Raw genomic sequence first — 14,299 nt, forward strand, 5'->3', positions numbered from 1 at the left:
CTACTCCAATCCGTAGGCGATAGCTGCACAGTCCAGCGCAACCATCAAGGCCTCCGATGTGCGCGCCCGCACTGATCCGCTGCTCGACAAACTAAGCAGGTTCGACCCCTTCCCCGCGATCTCCCGCAGGGCCCAGACCGCCCGGCCCTGCCGCTCGACGTCGCTCCGGCCGAGGGCACCGCGGAAGGACGGATCCTCCTCCTGGATCATGGCCTCAAGGTCTCGGACGAACAGCTCCCGCTCCGCCCGCTTCTCCGCGAACCCGTCGCCGCCCCGAACGATCTTCCGGCTCTGGTCGATCGGGGGAGGGGTCAGGCCCTTCTCCGGGTCGAGGAGCTCGTAGTCGGCGCGGTAGCGGAGGCCGGCCGCGTGGTGGGTGCTGGTGATGGAGCCGGCGGTGAGCAGGGTTTCCAGCCCATCACGGCTGGCCCGGGGGGCGCCGGCGGTGCCCGGCTGGCGGGAGACGCCGATGTCGAGGCCCCGGAGCGCCTCCAGCCCACGCAGCTCCTCAAGGTTCGCCTCGGCCTCGCGAGCTCGCAGGGTGGCGTCGATCTCCCGGTCAAGCGTCTCCAGCATGTGATGGCCCCAGCGGCGGGTGGCCAGGTCGTCCGAGGCTAGCTTCGCTTCCGCGTTCGCCAGCCGCAGGGCCTGGCCGTCAGTGAGCTGGACGCCGCGGATGGAGATCGGCGACCAGTTGTCGTTCGCCGTGGCGATGTTGTCGTTCGCCCCGACTACACGGGGTAGCGACGGCTTGGCGTACCGGGCCCGCTTCTGCTGGCGCTTCTTGGCGCGGTCGGTTTTGCTCATCGGGGGCGCTCCCAGAGGGTGAGGGGGACAGCATAGCCGGTCGTGAGGGTGTGGCGCGGATGGCCGTCCTTGGTGATGCCGAGGCAGTGCAGCGGGCGCCCCACGGCATCGCTGATCGCCGCGACAGTCCGCCAGCGCCCACGCAGATGAGACGGGACCTTGGCCGGCGGTCCCCAACAGGCGACGACGATGTCAGCGTCGGCCATGATCTGCCGCAGGTGGTCATCGTTCACGGGATCACGGCCGGTCTCCAGCCGGCGCAGGCCCTTGATGTCCGTTGAGACCAGGGCGAACAGGTTGCCCTTGATCAGCCGGCCCCAGCCGTGGCGCTCACCGAAGCCGATGTCCTTGCGGATGGTCTGGTCGTTCCGGTCGTCGTTGGCGATCGACGGATTCACGCCGATCATGGCAACCGTCGGCCCGGCCCGGCCGAGGTCGCGCTCCAGCCGGTAGCGGTAGAGGCCGCAGGGGGAGAAGACCGCGTTCATGCCGCCGCTCCTTCAACGTCGGGCCCGGGCGCCCGCTTCTCCGCCTCAATCGCGCGGCTCACCGCATCCGCCGCGTCCATCAGGGCGAACTTCAAGGCCGAGCCGGTCGGGGCCGAGGTGATGCGAGCGACGATCTGGCGCTGGATTTCGTGGAGGTCGGTCATCACAGCCCCCGAATGCGGGTCATGCGGCCGCAGTGGTCGCACTTCGTCCGGGACCGCTCGGCCCGTCGCTCGCTGGCCCGCTTCGCCGCCTGCTGCGTGGCGTGCATCCGCCGGTCCTCGCGGGCGAGCTGGACCAGCACCCACATCGGGTTGACCTTGCCCTTGCACCGGCCGCACGTCACATCGGCGTCCGCCTCGCTCACGGTGTAGGTGGCGAACAGGTGGTTGCAGGTTGGGGCGCCGGGCACCTCGTATGGCTCGACCAGCACGCGATCATCCGGAGCACGCTCTCGGAATTTCACTCCCAGCGGCCGGACGTTGTCGGGCATCTCCTCGCTCACGCCGCATCTCCTCTGGCGAACAGGTCAGGCTTGGGGTCGTTGGCGGCCGGAGGGGTGATCCCGAACTCGGCCAGGATCGCGGCCGGCGCTCGGCATCCGGGGCGGCCCGGCCGGGGACCGGCATCGTCCGACGGCCAGTAGCCGTTGCGCTTGAACTCCCGGAGCCAGCGGCGCCAGCGGTTGTCGGCAGCCGGGGCCGGACGGCCGGCCAGCGCTGCGGCGGCGGTCTTCGGGGCCTTGGCGATGTCTCCCCGGCACCACTTCCGCCAGGCGGCGGGCCAATCGGCGTAGCGGTGATCCTTCGCGATGCACTGGTCCCGGAAGTAGGTCGCGAACCGCCGAACGTCGAAGTTGGCTCCAACCTCACGTGCTTCGGCTTGCATCGCATCGATCAGTTCGTCCGTCGGGAAGCCATCGGGGATCGAGACCTTCGGCTTCCGGCGCCCCCCTTGGGGGGGAGGGGGGGATTTATCCTCTCCTCCTCCATCCTCCATCTGCGCGGCTTTTCCTGTACCGGTACGCGACTGCTCTGCGAGCGGTCTGGGCTCGCTCGTGGACAGCCCGACATATTCCCCAATCTTTTCAGTGAGCGGGTGAATAGCGTTCGGCTTTTGGGGGCGCTGGAACTTGCGGAAATCTTTGATCGCACCGAAACGCTTTCCGTCGACTTCATAGGCCTGCACCAGGTCAACCCCGGCGAGCTCATCGAGCAACGCGGTCGCGTCTGCGCCATCTCCGGGCAGGAGGCGCATCTTCAGTTGCAGCGGCTTCCACTCGAAAAGCCCTTGATCGTCGGCGTCGGTCCAGAGGCCGATGTAGAGGATGCGCGCGAGCGGGCTGCAGGAGACCCAGGACTCGTCGGTGAACAGGCTGGGGTGAACTGAGCGGATCCTAGCCACGGGCCCGCCCTCCGATGAAGTCGACCCAGTGGACGCGCGCGCCCTTTCGGCTGTTGCAGGTAGCGCAGATGACCTGACAGTTGCGTTCGATGTCCGCGCCGCCCACCGAGCGAGGCAGGATGTGGTCGAGGTGCCACTTTCCATGATCGTCCTGCGAGCCGCAGGTGACGCAGGAATAGGCCTGCTTCGCCAGCAGCCAATCGAGCTGATCCGGCGACCCCTTGATCCGTCGACGGGCAGCGTCGTCGATCTGGCTTATCGGCAGGCTGACGTCAGCAAACGCTTCGTCGGCACCGCCCGCCTCCGGCCCCCATCCTTTCCAGTAAACACGCTCGACCAGCCCCAACCTGACCAGCCGATCGACAGCCTCGACGACCTCCGCTTCCGACGCTTGGCAGAAGGACGCGAGCTCTCTGGTTTCGAACGCCGAGTAGGCCATTCCGTTGGGGGCGTCGTCGATGCGGGCGTGATGGACGATGAAGATCCACGCGAGCTTGCTGAGAGGGTCCCCGGTGTTGTCGCGTAGGGCGATGGGAAGGGCCTGGAAAGGCATCAGCGGCGCTCCGTGTTGGTGATGAGGTCGATCTCGGCCCGGTACTCCTGGGGCTCGGAACCCTCGGAGCCATGGCGGTTCTTGGCGATGATGACGTCCATGGCCGTGCGCAGCTCGGCGCAGCGCATCTCCCACTCGAAGTGGGCTCCGCTGATCCCGACCGGGTCAGGCTTCGGCTCGGACTTCTGGAGGTAGTAGACCTCGCGGAAGGGGAAGAGGACCGCGTCGGCGTCCTGTTCGATCGATCCAGACTCCCGCAGGTCAGACAGCTGCGGCCGCTTGTCGTCGCGGCTCTCGACGGAACGGTTGAGCTGGCTGAGCAGGATGATCGCGATCTTGGCCTCCCGAGCGAGGGTCTTCAGGGCGCCGGTCATCTCCGCGATGGCGCTGGCCTCATTCCGGCCCGCGAGGGCAGGGCGGCGCATGAGCTGCAGGTAGTCGATGCCGATGGCGGCCAAGTCGCCGCGACGCTTCATCGCCCAGACGGCGCGGCTCACGTCCTCGACGGAGACGCCGGCCCGGTCCCGGAGCCAGAGATTGCGCGGGATCCGGACCTTGGCCCGGTGCAGGGCCTGCAGGTCGAAGCTGGTGAGGGGCTGGACCTTGGCGATGTCGGAGAAGCTGACCGGAGCGTCGTCGTCGGCGGTCAGGCGGGACAGGGCCCGGTCGTTCAGCTGGTCCGTGTCCATCTCCAGCGAGAAGCCGGCGAACAGCTTGTTCGGGTTCAGCAAGGCGGCGCCGTAGAGCACGTTCCCCAGCAGGGCCGTCTTACCCATGCCGGGCCGGCCGGCGAGCACGATCACGCTCCCCGGCAGAAGGCCGCCGAGGCGCTTGTCAAAGCAGGAGAGGCCGGTCTGCACGCCCTTGGGCTTCCCAGTGGCGACCTCGACTTCGAGACGGTCCATGCGGGCCAGGGCGGCTTCGTGGGCGTTCTGGAAGAGGGTGTCCTCAAGGGGCGGAGCCTCGCTCGGCTTCTTCAAGGGCCGCGCGCGTCTGGGCGACCGCGTCATAACCGGTGCCGTCTGGGGAACGGGCGCGCTGGATCGCCTCTTGGCCGAGGACGATGAGACGGCGGCGAACCGCGGCGTCCGCGACCTGCAGGGCGAGCTCCGGCGCCAGCTTCGGGTTCGGAGCCTTCTCGATGAGGTCGTAGAGGGCCGGCTGCCCCCCGAAGCTGGAATACGCCGGGTCGCTCGTCAGTCGGCCGTGCAGGACCGAAGGGTCGCAGGGCTCGCCAGACGCGATCAGGGCGTAGAGCCGCCCGTGGAAGGGCTCAGCGAAGTCATCGGCCGTCACCCTATCCGCGACCGTGCGCAGGGCCTCAGGCGCGAACAGAAGCGCCCCCAGCAGGCCGAGTTCGGCCTCCAGGTTCATCGGGACGGATGGGGCCTCTTCCATGTCCCGCGGGTCGCCGTCGAACATCAGCCCTTCTCCGTGTCGAAGAGGGGGCCGCACTTGATCGCTTCCACGCGCGCCACGGCCGCGTCGGCGAACCGGCGCAGCTGCTCCGCCGCGGCCGGGTAGCGCTTGGCCCTGGCGTTCGCCTCCCGGCGCATCATCCGGGCGTAGTGGAGCTCCATGTCGATGATGTCGGCGCGGTTCACAGCTGGCCCTCGCGCTTAAGGCAGAAAACGCTGATCCTCGGGCGGATGATCCCCGACGAGGCAATGCGCTGGATGCTCTTGGAATTCTCGACCTTCACCCGCTCGGAATGGTTCGATTTCGTTTCCACTCTGGTCGGGACAATCGCCCTCTGCGTCGCGCTCGGAATTGCATTAGTCGAACACCAGCGGGCCGTCCGGGCGGACGAGAAGCGCCTGAGCGACTTTCGCCGCTCCGTTCGCGCGCTGGTGAACGACCTGGACGCGGTGGGGCAGCGGATCTCCGACCGCTTCGATGCCGGTGAGGACGTCTCTTTCGCTTGGGAGGAGTGGTGCCACCTTGCTTCTGACGTGCGCCGTGCATTGGAGGCCTTGCTGCCCTCGGCGCCACCTCTGCCGAGCGAAATTGTAGCGGTCTCTGCCATGATCCGGCGGCTGGAACAGTCCGAACGCTTTCGGGAGCTGGCGTGGAACCCGCAGCCGCGTCGGGACCACGCCCGCGCGGTCCGCGATGACTTGGCTCGACAGATCGACAAGATTGGCCGGTAGGGGTCAGACATCGTCGCCCCCGTCGTTCGCCGGCTTCGCGAAGAGCCGCGCGGCCTCGGCCAGCATGACCTTCCTCGGCAGGATGTTCTTCCCGGCCTCGTAGGCTTCGCGGGAGAGGATGGAGGCGGCCGAGGGCTCGCCGTGCAAGCGGACCAGGTTGGCCCGGATCGACGCGGCGAGGCACTCCGAGAAGTCGGCGTGGTCGTTTGCCGGCAGGGTGCCGATCTCCGAGAGGATCAGGCTGTCGGCGCGGGCCTGCAGGGCCTTCTGGCGGGCGGTGCGCTCTTCACGGGCGTCGGCGCGCTCCCGGCGGCGGTCGATGCGGCCGATGATGAGGGACTCCTGACGGCTCACGCGGCGGCCTCCGCACGGCGGGCGACTTCGGCGGCGACGATGTCGAGGGCCTGGGCGAACGAAGCATCCGAGAGGGCGGCCAGACGCGCCGGAAAACCGGCCAACGGCGAGCTCACGATCTCGATGGAGCGAGCCTGTCCCTTGAGCCGCCGGATATGCCCGCGCTCTTCGAGGCCCTGCATCAGGGCGAACACGCGGCTCTTGCTGGACAGTTCGAGCGCGGCTTCGATCTCGGAGTAGCTCGGCGAGGCTCCGCCGTTCTCCTCGATGTACCGCTCGATGAAGCGCAGGCAGGCGCTTTGCTGGTGCGTCAGGCCGCTCATGCCACCCATCCGTCGTTGTCGTTCATGTGAGCCCGGCTGACGCGCTGGAGCGCAGCCTGGGCGGCCGCTTGGGCGCCGTTCATCCCGGCGACGTCTCGGATCGCCCGGAGGGAGCCTTCGATCTTGGCCGTCTCGATACGGATCAGGTCGGCTTTCTGGGCGGCGAGGCGGAGCTCGAGCGAGGCCGAGCGCTCCTCCCGGATCGCCTGTATGGCGGCGTCAGGCATTGGTCCGCTCCCTCGTCTTGGCCGGGGCGGGCGCGTGCAGTTCCTCGTCGTAGGAGGTTTCCTGCTTCAGCCAGTCTTGGATGTTGCGGCGCTGGACCTTGCGGAAGATGAAGTGCGGGTAGAACCCGGTGCCATCCACATCAACGCCGAACAGGCCTTCGATATGAGGATGCGGGGCGATTGCCCGCACTATGAAGCGGGTCCCTTCGTCGAAGTCCGCTCCATCCGCTGTGGGGAGGAACAGCGAGAGCCAGAGGTTATAAGATCGGCCCAGATCTCCGCCGTCATCGTCCACCGCCACCACTTCATCACCCGGCTGGAAGTCACACATTGGCGAACCTCCGGAGGCTCCGCTCGTAGGCCTTCGGGTCCGGCGCGCCCTTCAGGACGGACCGGGAGACGGCGCGGGCGGCGTGCGCGGGGCAGTAGGTCGGCACGGCCCGGTTCGCGTCCTCAGGGACCGGCTGGCCGCAGCAGAGTTGGTCAGCCGGCCGGACCGGATCCCCGACGGGCCAGGAGCACTGGAAGGCGCGGCGGTTGATCAGCAGGATCGCGTCGTCGTTCGCCGGAGCCGCGAAGGCCGAGACCAGCTTGCGGCCAGCGGCGGCCGAAGCCTCCGAGCGCTTCTGCGCCTCCGCCGGGGTGATCGACGGGACGTAGCCGGAGCCGAAGACGTCGGCCGGCTTCAGGTGCGGAGCGGGCTTCGGGGGGCGACCCTTCCGAGCGTTGATGGCGCCAGCCTGCCTGGAGGACCGGACCTCAGGCGCGCCCACCCGCCGGGCATTCGGCAGGTAGGTGATGAAGTTCTCAGGCGCGCTTCGCTGCGCGAGACCCAGCCGGTTCGCCTTCCCGATCACGGCCGCTCTGGTCAGGCCGCCGCCGAGGATGTCGGCGATCTCGGTGCCAGACTTCCCCTCGGCCCAGAGCTTCTTCAGCTTCTCGACCTGCTTCTCCGGCCAAGGCTTGTTGTTCCCGTGCGCCGTCATGACGCCCTCCTGATCGGTTCGATGATCACGTCGACCCCGGGCGTCTCGGCGTAGCGCTTGGCTGCGGAGAGGCGGACGATCAGCGCGTCGTCCCGGAAGGCGACCTTGTTGCAGCCGTCGAGGACGGCCTTCACGACGTTGTCGAGGTCGGGGAGCTTCGTCGGGGCGATGGCCCCGTCGAGCATGGCGGCCCGCTTCTTGGCGCTGTGCGAGGCTGCCGGGACCATGCGGACCGCGACCCGCACGCTCAGCGGCTCGTCGAGCGGTGGCCGGCCGGCGAGGGCGTGGACCGCCGCCAGCTTGACCAGGTTCTCGTAGGTCGCCGTCTTGGCGTCGGTGAACATGCGCGCATGGCCGCCGATGGTGGTGGCGCGGGGCCGGCCCTTACCGCGAGGGTCGCCCGGGATCGTAAAGGCCAGCCCCTCCATCACGCGGCTTCCGGCTGGTCGACCGGGGCGGCGTCGTTGGCGACGTCCTCGATGTCGAGCTGGTCATCGTCGGGCTCGCCGGCGGCTGCGGCCGTCGCCTTTGCCTTCTCCATGCGGGTGGCGAACGCGCGCCGGACCGTGGCCTGGCCCTCCTCGTGACCCTCGCCATAGGACTGGATGCAGTCGGTCGGGCACTCCTTCGGAGCCTCGTTCGCCCAGCCGCGGCCGGCGACGCCGTCCTTGAAGCCGATGTTGCGCCACTTCAGCTGCTCCCGGACAGGATCCGGCGTGGCGTCGGTGCCGTAGAGCTCCAGCTGGGCGCCGATGGGGTGGCGCTGCGCCTCCGCGTACCAGTCGCGCTCGGCGTAGAACTTCTTGACCTCTTCCGGGGTCCATTCGAGCAGCCGGACCTGCTCGTCCAGCACGCCGAGGGTGACGCCCTTCTGCTTCAGGCCCTTCCGGAAGGCGCTGATTTCGGCATTGAGCTTCCGGCGCCGCTCGTTGAAGGCCACCATCTCGTTGACGGCCATCCGGACCTCGTCGTGCGACGGGAAGCCGTTCGTCGGCTCGTTGGGGATGCTCCCGATGGTCCCCTGTTCGGCGGGATACTCGTCATCGGCGGGCGGCGGGTTCTTCGGTTCCTTGGCCATCTGGCCCTCCTTCGCGACCGCTCGACGGGGCGGTCAGTCCCGTTCGGTCAGGCGGACTCCGGCGCGCGCGCCGGAGTCCGCTTCGGTTCTTCGAAGTCAGTGCGTTTCGCCGCGAGATCCTCGACCCAGCCGCTCAGGCCGCGTGGGTGGATCTTGCGGAACATCAGGACGTTCATCCCGCCCGTCGGGCCAAGGTCCCAGTTGTGGAGCTGGAGGCCGATCTCAGGCCCGTCCATCGAACGGCCTATCGCGGTGATGGTCCCGATGTGGCCGATGGGAGGAAGGCCCGGATCGCCACCGTCCTCCATGTATTGGAAGAGCACCACCTCATCGCCCGGCTTGAAATCGCACATCACGCAGCCCTCAGCGGGGAAGGGCTGGCGGCGTCGATCGCCCGGCGCGCGGCCTTCAGACGGTCGAGCGCGGCTTCTGCGTCCCGCTCAGCGGCGGCGATGGCGTCGATCTCGCGCGGGGTGAGCTGGCCGTCCGACAGGGCCCGGCGGATCAGGGCCTGGGCCTCGAGGGTCTGTTCCGACAGTTCGCAGGCCAGATCGGCCAGGTTGCCGGCCGGGACCGGGAACATGCGGCGCTCGGCGATGGCGCCGGAGTAGATCGGGCCCTGTTGGGCGTACTCCTCGAGCGCGTCGATGATGTCCGCCGGCATGGTCGAGGGGTCGTGGGCGGTCTGGTAACCGGACAGGGCGGACTTCTTCACCCGACAGGCGCTGGCCGCCTCTTCCAGCCCGCCGCAGGCTTCGATCAGTTCCCGGGCCAGACGGGCATGTTCGCGGGGGCTGAGCTTCTTGTTCACTGGATGTCTCGTGGTGCTTTCCGGATGACCGCCGTCTGTCGGCGGCCGTACAGGTCAGGCGGGTTGTTCGGAGGTGGCGGGGTGTTCGTCGTTGGCGGCGTGCAGATGTGGTTCGGGACGCTCCCGGAGGGGGAGGCGGCAGCCTGGGGTCCACTGCGCCCGGTCCAGATGCTTTGCGGCTTGCGCTTGGGCGGAGCGGACGCCGCGGAGGAGGGGCTTCTGCTCGGCGACGATGGCGGCCGCTTCGGAGACCAGCGCCCGAAGCTTCGCCTCGTCGCCGGCGCCGATGTGCTGCCGGGCCCGCTCGATCAGGTCATAGACCCGGCCGGCTTCGGTCAGGACGTCATGCGAGAGCATGCGCATCGGGGGCTCCTGTGATCGGGGGTTGCCCGCCGCGGGCTGACGAAGGGGAGGTGCCCGCGGCGGGCGCCATCGCGAGCAGCCGGGCGCTCAGCGATGAGATGGAGGCGGCCATTCAGGCGGCCTCGCTGTTCGGTTCGGCGTCGTTGGCGGCGCTCAGTTCCGCGATCCGGCGGTCGAGCGCATGAGACACCTTCCGCAGGGTGCCGAGGCGCGGCTCCACGCCGCCTTCTCGCCACCTCCACCAGGTGGATTGCGCCACGCCGACCTCAGCGAGGATCGACGCCATGGTGAGCTTCGCATCCTTGGCGCGCTGCTCGATCTCGATGACTTCGGGGGCCGGTGCTTGCATGGCGCAGAGAGTGTGCAGGAATGCACGATCTGTCAATGCGGAAATGCACGCTCACTGCATCATGCGCATGTGCACAATCGCGCCATGGCAGAAGTCGCCGACGAAGCACGCGCTTTCCTCAACCACGCCCTGCAGGTGTCGGGGCTGAAGCCGCACGCCTTGGCCAAGAAGGCGGGCGTTGCGCCGACGACGATCACGCGCCCGCTGAACGATCCGGAGTTCAAGTTCACGCCGAAGCCGGCCACGCTGCGGAAGATCGCCGAGGCGGCGGGGCTCGATCTGCCGGCCGGGCTTGCCGTTGCCGCGCCGTCTTCGCCGATCATGCAGGAGCTACCGATCGTCGGCCCCATTCAGGCCGGCGCTTGGCTCGCGCTCGACGAGACGGCCCAAGACGAACCGATCTTCTTCACCGCCGTGGCCGACCGGCGCTACCCGCATGCTCGCCAATGGCTGCGGGAGGTGCGGGGCGATTCAATGAACGCCAAGGGCATCATGCCCGGCGACCTGGCTCACATCGTCGATGTCACTGAGGCGGGGATCAATCTCAACACCGGCATGGTGGTAGAGGTGACGCGTACTCGGGCCGGCGGCTCCCTCCGGGAGATCACGCTCAAAGAGGTCGAGATCTCGCCTGAAGGCGTGCGGCTGTGGCCGCGGTCGACCAACCCGCGCTGGAGCGAGCCGCTGTTGCTGGACGACGGCGACGGCGCTGAGATCGAAGTTCAGGTCACCGGCCTGCTGCTGCAGGCGATCAAGCGGTTCTTGTAAGGGGGATGCGATGTTCGGCGGGAAGAAGAGCGCAGCGCCACAGCCCTTCGATAACGAGGGCTACAGCCACGAATACGAGTACTACGCAGCGGCCTACCTCGGGATCAACGCCTTCAACTCGGGGGTGAACGAACTCGCTCGAAAGGGCTGGGAACTGGTCAACGGCGCCATGGCCGGCACGGCGCATTACGCCTACATGCGACGGCCGCTGAAGAAGCCGTCGAACGACTAGCTGCCCGCTGCAGCTTTCAGGATCGCGTTCTCAAGCACGCCCAGGCTGTTGCAGCGGGACACCGAGAGCTGGCCCTGAGCCAAGGCGTTCGAGCGCGTCTCGCGGAACTGCGTCGTGACCGTGATACGGGTCGAGCCCGCCTGCTCCCGCACGAAGACGTTGAGGTCCGCCGTCGCTGCAATCGCTGGAGCGAGGAAGGCGGATCCGCACGAGGCGACGGAGCTGATCTCCTGCGGCCCGGCGAGCATCCGCTCGGCATAGATGATCCCGCTGTCCTTCTCGATGGTCTTGATCGAGATGTTGCTGGTCGCGAAGTACTCGACGAGGTTGCTCCACACCTCATCCTTCGAGAGCTGGACCGTCGCCGTATTGTCGAACGGAATGTAGGCCGGAGGCGTGGCGCACCCCGCCATCAGGCCCAGGGCGCCGAGGCCGATGATGGTCCTTTTCATGTTCATCTCCTCAGGGGGGCGCCTTCGCGCAGGTCTGTTCGTTGCGCCGCGACAAGGGCGATCAGATCGACACCTGGCGGGCACCGGTAGGTCGTTTCATAGCTCCCCGCGGCTATGAGTTGCGTCGCGAGGGGCGAGCACCCGACCGGGGCCAGGAAGCTACCGGCCGCCGCTTCAAACTCTGGGATGGTTCCCATGCCGCCGCCGGTTTGGTTCAGCGAGCGCTGGATCAAGAGTGTCGGATCGGACGGGTGGACGTAAATTTGAAACTCGGCCTCGCCCAAGCGGACGCGGGCGTCAGCCAACTGAGTGACGCCATAAGAGAACAGCCGGCCAGTGCCGGCGCAGCCTCCGAGCGCGGCGCACACAGCCGCTACAGCCAGCAATCCCCTCATCCTGCATCCTCCCACGAGCACCATAGCCGAGGGGCGCGGAGTGTCATTCTGCGAAACCGTGCATTTGTGCATTGACACGCAGCGTGCAGGAATGCACAGTCTCCCCATCAACGGGAGACGCCGATGTCGCTCACCACCACCAACCACCTGTTCGCGGAACGCCGGGGCGAAGCGCCTCTGGACCGGGCCGCCCGTCTGGTCGCGGAAGCCCCGCTCGATCTGACCGGCCTGACCCGCTCGCAGGTCTTCACCCTCGAATGCGCGGCCTCGAAGGTCGTCTATGAGCGCCGGGACACCGACGGCTCGGCCCTCGATCTGCAGGAGGTCGCCGCCGACCGGCTGGCGGTGATCGACCGCCGCGACCGTCGCCGGGTCGATCTGGTGGAAGCCGCTCAGGCTCGCCGGGTCGAGCGGGCTGGCGCTGGCATGAAGGCGGCGGCCTGATGGGCAGGGAAGCGCATACGGCTGTCCGACCGGCCGGACATTGCGACGATGACGCCGCGTGGGCCGAGTTCGCTCGCCAGTATCAGGGGCAGCCGCGCTCGCGCCCCGACCTGACCGACTTCGCTCTAGCGAATGCCGTGTTCATGGCCGACCGCTCGGACCTCGACCTGATCGTCTATCAGACCGCCGCGAAGGAGCGCATCCGCTGGCTGTCGCTGCGGCTGGCGGAGACCGTCGAGGCGCTGAAACACACGACCGAGCTGCTGGCGTCGGCCAATCGCTCGACCGACAGGCCGTCCGAGCATGTCTCGCGACGTGTCAGGGAAGCCAGAGCCGCCATCCAGTCCGCCACCGGGGAGGTCCGGTGATGGTCTTCGCCTGCTCCTCCACCCCCGGCGAGCGCACCGGCCTGCGTCTGATCAAGGGCGAGGTCGACGGCATCGTCGAGCGCCTCGGCATCCCGGCTCAGCCCGACCGGCGGCCGCTGTATTTCGCGGAAGGCCCGTATGTCGTCCGCACCCACAACCGGGAGCGCATGGATATCCGCGCCGCCTTCGCCGAGGCCCAACGGCTGCTGATCAAGGCCGCCAGCGCGACCATCGAGCCGAGCCTGGCTGATGCGTACCGGGACGAACTCAACACCCTGATCGACGTCATCCGGGAGGCCGACGGCAATCGCCCGCGTCCGCCCGCTCAAGCAGCGAGGGCCGCAGCATGAAGGGCGCATACGTGATCCGGTGCGGGGAGGGCGCCTATGTCGGCGGCTCGACCCACATTGTCGCGCGCTGGGCGCAGCACCGCTACCGCCTGCGCGAGGGCAATCACCGCAACCCCCGGCTTCAGGAGGCATGGGCTCGCTTGGGCGAGGACGCCTTCGCCTTCGAGGTGCTGGAGCTGTGCGAGACGGGCGACCTGCTCGCCGTCGAGCAGCGTTGGCTGGACCGCCTGAAGGCAGAGGGCTCCCTCTTCAACGTCGACATGGTGGCAGGGTCGCCCAAGGGTCGGCTTCATTCACCTGAGACCAGGGCCAAGATGTCGGCATCCCGTCGGGGCCGGTCCTTCAGCCCGGAGACCTTGGCTAAGATGGCGGCCGCAAAGCGGGGCGAGAAGTGCTCCGCCGCTAAGGTCACCGAGGCGGACGTGCGGGATATCCGCCGACGCGCGGCGGAGGGCGAGCCCTACCGCAGCATCGCCGCCGACTACGGAATAGCCGACAACACGGTCTGCCAGATCGTCACCCGGCGGAGCTGGGGGCACGTCTCCGACGCTGCGAATGACGCAGATTGCGCCATGCGCGAGGCGGGAACGCCGACGCCGCCGGCCGCCATGGCGAAGGCTGCGTGATGGAACTCCACCCTCAGGTTCGCGCCTCGCTGGTCGCCCAGACCAACCCGACCTACCTCGGCTACTGCGATCCGGGCGCCGGTGTCGGCTACCGCATCGCCTTCTACGGCGAAGGCATCTGGGAGCAGGTCGAGACGGCCTTCCCGGTCATGACGCACGAAGAGGCGAGGGCGCTGATCGCGGCGGCCGAGCAGCTGACCGAGCGGCTGATGACCCGCATCGCGAAGGCGAGGGCCGCGTGATGCGTGAGCTGATCGAACGGCTGGAGAAGGCTGAGGCGGGTAGCCGTGAACTCGACGGCCTGCTGGCGCGTCGCTTTGGCTGGCACCGCGTTGAGCCACGCCACGCGCGGAACAGGGCAGGGGGGTGGATCGCCCCCGAAGATTTCATGGGCCTGAACAGTGACGGCTCGCCACGGCTGGACAGCTTGCACGGCACAGACATTCACCGCGACCCGCCGCGCCTTTCTCAGTCCCTAGACGCCGCTCTGGCTCTGGCGGAGAGGGTGCTACCGGGGTGGTGCTGCGCGACAGGTGGAAAGCTGGCCCGGGGCCATAGGGACGCGTTCGCGCGCGTCGATACGCCGGACGGCTGCGACTTTGAGGAGGCCTACGCCTCCACCCCCGCGCTCGCCCTGTGCATCGCGATCCTCCGCGCCCTCCGCACCACAGAACAGCACTCCCCCGAGGAGCGCGCCTGATGCCGCCCCTCGCCGAAGCCCTCATCCACCTGATCGTCGCTGCCGTCTGGATTGCCGGCGGTCTGGCGGTC

31 protein-coding genes are annotated in these 14,299 nt (G+C 68.3%); 9 read left to right on the top strand and 22 right to left on the bottom strand.

Annotated elements, in window-relative coordinates:
• From BM333_RS04425 to BM333_RS04465, 9 genes are read right to left on the bottom strand one after another with little or no spacing between them, the layout of a single operon-like run.
• The gene (locus BM333_RS04425; RefSeq protein ID WP_092307773.1) at window positions 1–807 is read right to left on the bottom strand and encodes a hypothetical protein; all 807 of its coding nucleotides are present in this window, start codon (window positions 805–807) and stop codon (window positions 1–3) included.
• Complete coding sequence (locus tag BM333_RS04430) at window positions 804–1,295, bottom strand: DUF1643 domain-containing protein (protein WP_092307775.1); 492 nt, start codon at window positions 1,293–1,295, stop codon at window positions 804–806. Before BM333_RS04430 ends, BM333_RS04425 begins: the two co-directional genes overlap by 4 nt.
• Entirely contained in the window at window positions 1,292–1,459 is a 168-nt protein-coding gene (locus BM333_RS15895) for a hypothetical protein (RefSeq protein WP_177221799.1), read from the bottom strand. The genes BM333_RS04430 and BM333_RS15895 overlap by 4 nt, the downstream gene beginning before the upstream one ends.
• Window positions 1,459–1,800 (bottom strand): hypothetical protein, encoded by a 342-nt coding sequence (locus BM333_RS04435; RefSeq protein ID WP_092307777.1) that lies wholly within the window; start codon window positions 1,798–1,800, stop codon window positions 1,459–1,461. The genes BM333_RS15895 and BM333_RS04435 overlap by 1 nt, the downstream gene beginning before the upstream one ends.
• Complete coding sequence (locus BM333_RS15615; protein ID WP_143105767.1) at window positions 1,797–2,699, bottom strand: hypothetical protein; 903 nt, start codon at window positions 2,697–2,699, stop codon at window positions 1,797–1,799. Before BM333_RS15615 ends, BM333_RS04435 begins: the two co-directional genes overlap by 4 nt.
• On the bottom strand, window positions 2,692–3,252 hold the full coding sequence (locus BM333_RS04450; protein WP_092307783.1) for an HNH endonuclease: 561 nt from the start codon (window positions 3,250–3,252) through the stop codon (window positions 2,692–2,694). Before BM333_RS04450 ends, BM333_RS15615 begins: the two co-directional genes overlap by 8 nt.
• Window positions 3,252–4,232, bottom strand: a complete 981-nt coding sequence (locus tag BM333_RS04455) for a replicative DNA helicase (RefSeq protein ID WP_177221800.1) — start codon at window positions 4,230–4,232, stop codon at window positions 3,252–3,254. Before BM333_RS04455 ends, BM333_RS04450 begins: the two co-directional genes overlap by 1 nt.
• On the bottom strand, window positions 4,201–4,674 hold the full coding sequence (locus BM333_RS04460) for a DnaB-like helicase N-terminal domain-containing protein (protein WP_092307787.1): 474 nt from the start codon (window positions 4,672–4,674) through the stop codon (window positions 4,201–4,203). Before BM333_RS04460 ends, BM333_RS04455 begins: the two co-directional genes overlap by 32 nt.
• Window positions 4,674–4,856: a hypothetical protein gene (locus BM333_RS04465; protein WP_092307789.1), complete on the bottom strand. Its 183-nt coding sequence runs from the start codon at window positions 4,854–4,856 to the stop codon at window positions 4,674–4,676. The genes BM333_RS04460 and BM333_RS04465 overlap by 1 nt, the downstream gene beginning before the upstream one ends.
• Window positions 4,857–4,901: 45 nt before the next feature.
• Between BM333_RS04465 and BM333_RS04470 the strand changes: the two genes are divergently transcribed.
• Window positions 4,902–5,402, top strand: coding sequence for a hypothetical protein (locus BM333_RS04470; protein WP_092307791.1), 501 nt, complete (start codon window positions 4,902–4,904; stop codon window positions 5,400–5,402).
• Between the two features lie 3 nt (window positions 5,403–5,405).
• Here the strand turns inward: BM333_RS04470 and BM333_RS04475 are convergent, their stop codons facing one another.
• The 11 genes from BM333_RS04475 to BM333_RS04525 all read right to left on the bottom strand — a co-directional run bounded on the left by BM333_RS04475 (window position 5,406) and on the right by BM333_RS04525 (window position 9,893).
• Entirely contained in the window at window positions 5,406–5,756 is a 351-nt protein-coding gene (locus tag BM333_RS04475; RefSeq protein ID WP_092307793.1) for a hypothetical protein, read from the bottom strand.
• Entirely contained in the window at window positions 5,753–6,079 is a 327-nt protein-coding gene (locus BM333_RS04480) for a LexA family protein (RefSeq protein WP_177221801.1), read from the bottom strand. The genes BM333_RS04475 and BM333_RS04480 overlap by 4 nt, the downstream gene beginning before the upstream one ends.
• Complete coding sequence (locus tag BM333_RS04485; RefSeq protein ID WP_092307797.1) at window positions 6,076–6,306, bottom strand: hypothetical protein; 231 nt, start codon at window positions 6,304–6,306, stop codon at window positions 6,076–6,078. Before BM333_RS04485 ends, BM333_RS04480 begins: the two co-directional genes overlap by 4 nt.
• Complete coding sequence (locus BM333_RS04490) at window positions 6,299–6,637, bottom strand: hypothetical protein (RefSeq protein ID WP_092307799.1); 339 nt, start codon at window positions 6,635–6,637, stop codon at window positions 6,299–6,301. Before BM333_RS04490 ends, BM333_RS04485 begins: the two co-directional genes overlap by 8 nt.
• Entirely contained in the window at window positions 6,630–7,292 is a 663-nt protein-coding gene (locus BM333_RS04495; protein WP_092307801.1) for a GcrA family cell cycle regulator, read from the bottom strand. Before BM333_RS04495 ends, BM333_RS04490 begins: the two co-directional genes overlap by 8 nt.
• A complete protein-coding gene (locus BM333_RS04500) occupies window positions 7,289–7,720 on the bottom strand; it encodes a RusA family crossover junction endodeoxyribonuclease (protein ID WP_092307803.1) in 432 nt (143 codons plus the stop codon). Before BM333_RS04500 ends, BM333_RS04495 begins: the two co-directional genes overlap by 4 nt.
• Complete coding sequence (locus tag BM333_RS04505; RefSeq protein ID WP_092307805.1) at window positions 7,720–8,370, bottom strand: hypothetical protein; 651 nt, start codon at window positions 8,368–8,370, stop codon at window positions 7,720–7,722. Before BM333_RS04505 ends, BM333_RS04500 begins: the two co-directional genes overlap by 1 nt.
• 47 nt (window positions 8,371–8,417) lie before the next feature.
• A complete protein-coding gene (locus tag BM333_RS04510; RefSeq protein WP_092307807.1) occupies window positions 8,418–8,723 on the bottom strand; it encodes a hypothetical protein in 306 nt (101 codons plus the stop codon).
• Complete coding sequence (locus BM333_RS04515; protein WP_092307809.1) at window positions 8,723–9,181, bottom strand: hypothetical protein; 459 nt, start codon at window positions 9,179–9,181, stop codon at window positions 8,723–8,725. The genes BM333_RS04510 and BM333_RS04515 overlap by 1 nt, the downstream gene beginning before the upstream one ends.
• Window positions 9,182–9,235: 54 nt before the next feature.
• The gene (locus tag BM333_RS04520; RefSeq protein WP_092307812.1) at window positions 9,236–9,544 is read right to left on the bottom strand and encodes a hypothetical protein; all 309 of its coding nucleotides are present in this window, start codon (window positions 9,542–9,544) and stop codon (window positions 9,236–9,238) included.
• A gap of 112 nt (window positions 9,545–9,656) precedes the next feature.
• On the bottom strand, window positions 9,657–9,893 hold the full coding sequence (locus tag BM333_RS04525; protein ID WP_092307814.1) for a helix-turn-helix domain-containing protein: 237 nt from the start codon (window positions 9,891–9,893) through the stop codon (window positions 9,657–9,659).
• A gap of 84 nt (window positions 9,894–9,977) precedes the next feature.
• Here BM333_RS04525 and BM333_RS04530 point away from each other — a divergent pair, with 84 nt between their 5' ends.
• Both BM333_RS04530 and BM333_RS04535 read left to right on the top strand, forming a co-directional pair.
• Window positions 9,978–10,661, top strand: coding sequence for a LexA family protein (locus BM333_RS04530; protein ID WP_143105768.1), 684 nt, complete (start codon window positions 9,978–9,980; stop codon window positions 10,659–10,661).
• 10 nt (window positions 10,662–10,671) lie between these two features.
• Entirely contained in the window at window positions 10,672–10,893 is a 222-nt protein-coding gene (locus tag BM333_RS04535; RefSeq protein WP_092307819.1) for a hypothetical protein, read from the top strand.
• On the opposite strand, the gene BM333_RS04540 is transcribed toward BM333_RS04535, so the two are convergent.
• Together BM333_RS04540 and BM333_RS04545 are read right to left on the bottom strand one after the other, a co-directional pair.
• On the bottom strand, window positions 10,890–11,345 hold the full coding sequence (locus BM333_RS04540) for a putative periplasmic lipoprotein (RefSeq protein ID WP_092307821.1): 456 nt from the start codon (window positions 11,343–11,345) through the stop codon (window positions 10,890–10,892). The genes BM333_RS04535 and BM333_RS04540 overlap by 4 nt on opposite strands.
• A gap of 2 nt (window positions 11,346–11,347) precedes the next feature.
• Entirely contained in the window at window positions 11,348–11,740 is a 393-nt protein-coding gene (locus tag BM333_RS04545; protein WP_092307823.1) for a hypothetical protein, read from the bottom strand.
• Window positions 11,741–11,863: 123 nt separating this feature from the next.
• On the opposite strand from BM333_RS04545, the gene BM333_RS04550 reads away from it, so the two are divergent.
• From BM333_RS04550 to BM333_RS04575, 6 genes are read left to right on the top strand one after another with little or no spacing between them, the layout of a single operon-like run.
• Window positions 11,864–12,184, top strand: coding sequence for a hypothetical protein (locus BM333_RS04550; RefSeq protein WP_092307826.1), 321 nt, complete (start codon window positions 11,864–11,866; stop codon window positions 12,182–12,184).
• Window positions 12,184–12,552, top strand: a complete 369-nt coding sequence (locus BM333_RS04555; protein WP_092307828.1) for a hypothetical protein — start codon at window positions 12,184–12,186, stop codon at window positions 12,550–12,552. Before BM333_RS04550 ends, BM333_RS04555 begins: the two co-directional genes overlap by 1 nt.
• Window positions 12,552–12,902: a hypothetical protein gene (locus BM333_RS04560; protein WP_092307830.1), complete on the top strand. Its 351-nt coding sequence runs from the start codon at window positions 12,552–12,554 to the stop codon at window positions 12,900–12,902. The genes BM333_RS04555 and BM333_RS04560 overlap by 1 nt, the downstream gene beginning before the upstream one ends.
• Window positions 12,899–13,528 (top strand): NUMOD3 domain-containing DNA-binding protein, encoded by a 630-nt coding sequence (locus BM333_RS04565; RefSeq protein WP_092307832.1) that lies wholly within the window; start codon window positions 12,899–12,901, stop codon window positions 13,526–13,528. Before BM333_RS04560 ends, BM333_RS04565 begins: the two co-directional genes overlap by 4 nt.
• Window positions 13,528–13,770 (top strand): hypothetical protein, encoded by a 243-nt coding sequence (locus tag BM333_RS04570; protein WP_092307835.1) that lies wholly within the window; start codon window positions 13,528–13,530, stop codon window positions 13,768–13,770. Before BM333_RS04565 ends, BM333_RS04570 begins: the two co-directional genes overlap by 1 nt.
• Window positions 13,770–14,228: a hypothetical protein gene (locus tag BM333_RS04575; RefSeq protein ID WP_092307837.1), complete on the top strand. Its 459-nt coding sequence runs from the start codon at window positions 13,770–13,772 to the stop codon at window positions 14,226–14,228. Before BM333_RS04570 ends, BM333_RS04575 begins: the two co-directional genes overlap by 1 nt.
• Window positions 14,229–14,299: the final 71 nt, after the last annotated feature.

It is taken from the genome of Brevundimonas viscosa, from assembly GCF_900116065.1.
In the GTDB taxonomy this organism is placed as follows: domain Bacteria; phylum Pseudomonadota; class Alphaproteobacteria; order Caulobacterales; family Caulobacteraceae; genus Brevundimonas; species Brevundimonas viscosa.

Excerpts from the sequence above, each read along its gene's own strand:
- BM333_RS04530 (WP_143105768.1), top strand. The coding sequence starts at position 9,978 with ATGGCAGAAGTCGCCGACGAAGCACGCGCTTTCCTCAACCACGCCCTG.
- BM333_RS04550 (WP_092307826.1), top strand. The coding sequence starts at position 11,864 with ATGTCGCTCACCACCACCAACCACCTGTTCGCGGAACGCCGGGGCGAA.
- BM333_RS04460 (WP_092307787.1), bottom strand. The coding sequence starts at position 4,674 with ATGTTCGACGGCGACCCGCGGGACATGGAAGAGGCCCCATCCGTCCCG.
- BM333_RS04490 (WP_092307799.1), bottom strand. The coding sequence starts at position 6,637 with ATGTGTGACTTCCAGCCGGGTGATGAAGTGGTGGCGGTGGACGATGAC.
- BM333_RS04520 (WP_092307812.1), bottom strand. The coding sequence starts at position 9,544 with ATGCGCATGCTCTCGCATGACGTCCTGACCGAAGCCGGCCGGGTCTAT.
- BM333_RS04525 (WP_092307814.1), bottom strand. The coding sequence starts at position 9,893 with ATGCAAGCACCGGCCCCCGAAGTCATCGAGATCGAGCAGCGCGCCAAG.
- BM333_RS04505 (WP_092307805.1), bottom strand. The coding sequence starts at position 8,370 with ATGGCCAAGGAACCGAAGAACCCGCCGCCCGCCGATGACGAGTATCCC.
- BM333_RS04565 (WP_092307832.1), top strand. The coding sequence starts at position 12,899 with ATGAAGGGCGCATACGTGATCCGGTGCGGGGAGGGCGCCTATGTCGGC.
- BM333_RS04480 (WP_177221801.1), bottom strand. The coding sequence starts at position 6,079 with ATGAGCGGCCTGACGCACCAGCAAAGCGCCTGCCTGCGCTTCATCGAG.
- BM333_RS04510 (WP_092307807.1), bottom strand. The coding sequence starts at position 8,723 with ATGTGCGATTTCAAGCCGGGCGATGAGGTGGTGCTCTTCCAATACATG.
- BM333_RS04570 (WP_092307835.1), top strand. The coding sequence starts at position 13,528 with ATGGAACTCCACCCTCAGGTTCGCGCCTCGCTGGTCGCCCAGACCAAC.
- BM333_RS04470 (WP_092307791.1), top strand. The coding sequence starts at position 4,902 with ATGATCCCCGACGAGGCAATGCGCTGGATGCTCTTGGAATTCTCGACC.
- BM333_RS04560 (WP_092307830.1), top strand. The coding sequence starts at position 12,552 with ATGGTCTTCGCCTGCTCCTCCACCCCCGGCGAGCGCACCGGCCTGCGT.
- BM333_RS04450 (WP_092307783.1), bottom strand. The coding sequence starts at position 3,252 with ATGCCTTTCCAGGCCCTTCCCATCGCCCTACGCGACAACACCGGGGAC.
- BM333_RS04500 (WP_092307803.1), bottom strand. The coding sequence starts at position 7,720 with ATGGAGGGGCTGGCCTTTACGATCCCGGGCGACCCTCGCGGTAAGGGC.
- BM333_RS04495 (WP_092307801.1), bottom strand. The coding sequence starts at position 7,292 with ATGACGGCGCACGGGAACAACAAGCCTTGGCCGGAGAAGCAGGTCGAG.
- BM333_RS04555 (WP_092307828.1), top strand. The coding sequence starts at position 12,184 with ATGGGCAGGGAAGCGCATACGGCTGTCCGACCGGCCGGACATTGCGAC.
- BM333_RS04575 (WP_092307837.1), top strand. The coding sequence starts at position 13,770 with ATGCGTGAGCTGATCGAACGGCTGGAGAAGGCTGAGGCGGGTAGCCGT.
- BM333_RS04430 (WP_092307775.1), bottom strand. The coding sequence starts at position 1,295 with ATGAACGCGGTCTTCTCCCCCTGCGGCCTCTACCGCTACCGGCTGGAG.
- BM333_RS04485 (WP_092307797.1), bottom strand. The coding sequence starts at position 6,306 with ATGCCTGACGCCGCCATACAGGCGATCCGGGAGGAGCGCTCGGCCTCG.
- BM333_RS04540 (WP_092307821.1), bottom strand. The coding sequence starts at position 11,345 with ATGAAAAGGACCATCATCGGCCTCGGCGCCCTGGGCCTGATGGCGGGG.
- BM333_RS15895 (WP_177221799.1), bottom strand. The coding sequence starts at position 1,459 with ATGACCGACCTCCACGAAATCCAGCGCCAGATCGTCGCTCGCATCACC.
- BM333_RS04425 (WP_092307773.1), bottom strand. The coding sequence starts at position 807 with ATGAGCAAAACCGACCGCGCCAAGAAGCGCCAGCAGAAGCGGGCCCGG.
- BM333_RS04545 (WP_092307823.1), bottom strand. The coding sequence starts at position 11,740 with ATGAGGGGATTGCTGGCTGTAGCGGCTGTGTGCGCCGCGCTCGGAGGC.
- BM333_RS04535 (WP_092307819.1), top strand. The coding sequence starts at position 10,672 with ATGTTCGGCGGGAAGAAGAGCGCAGCGCCACAGCCCTTCGATAACGAG.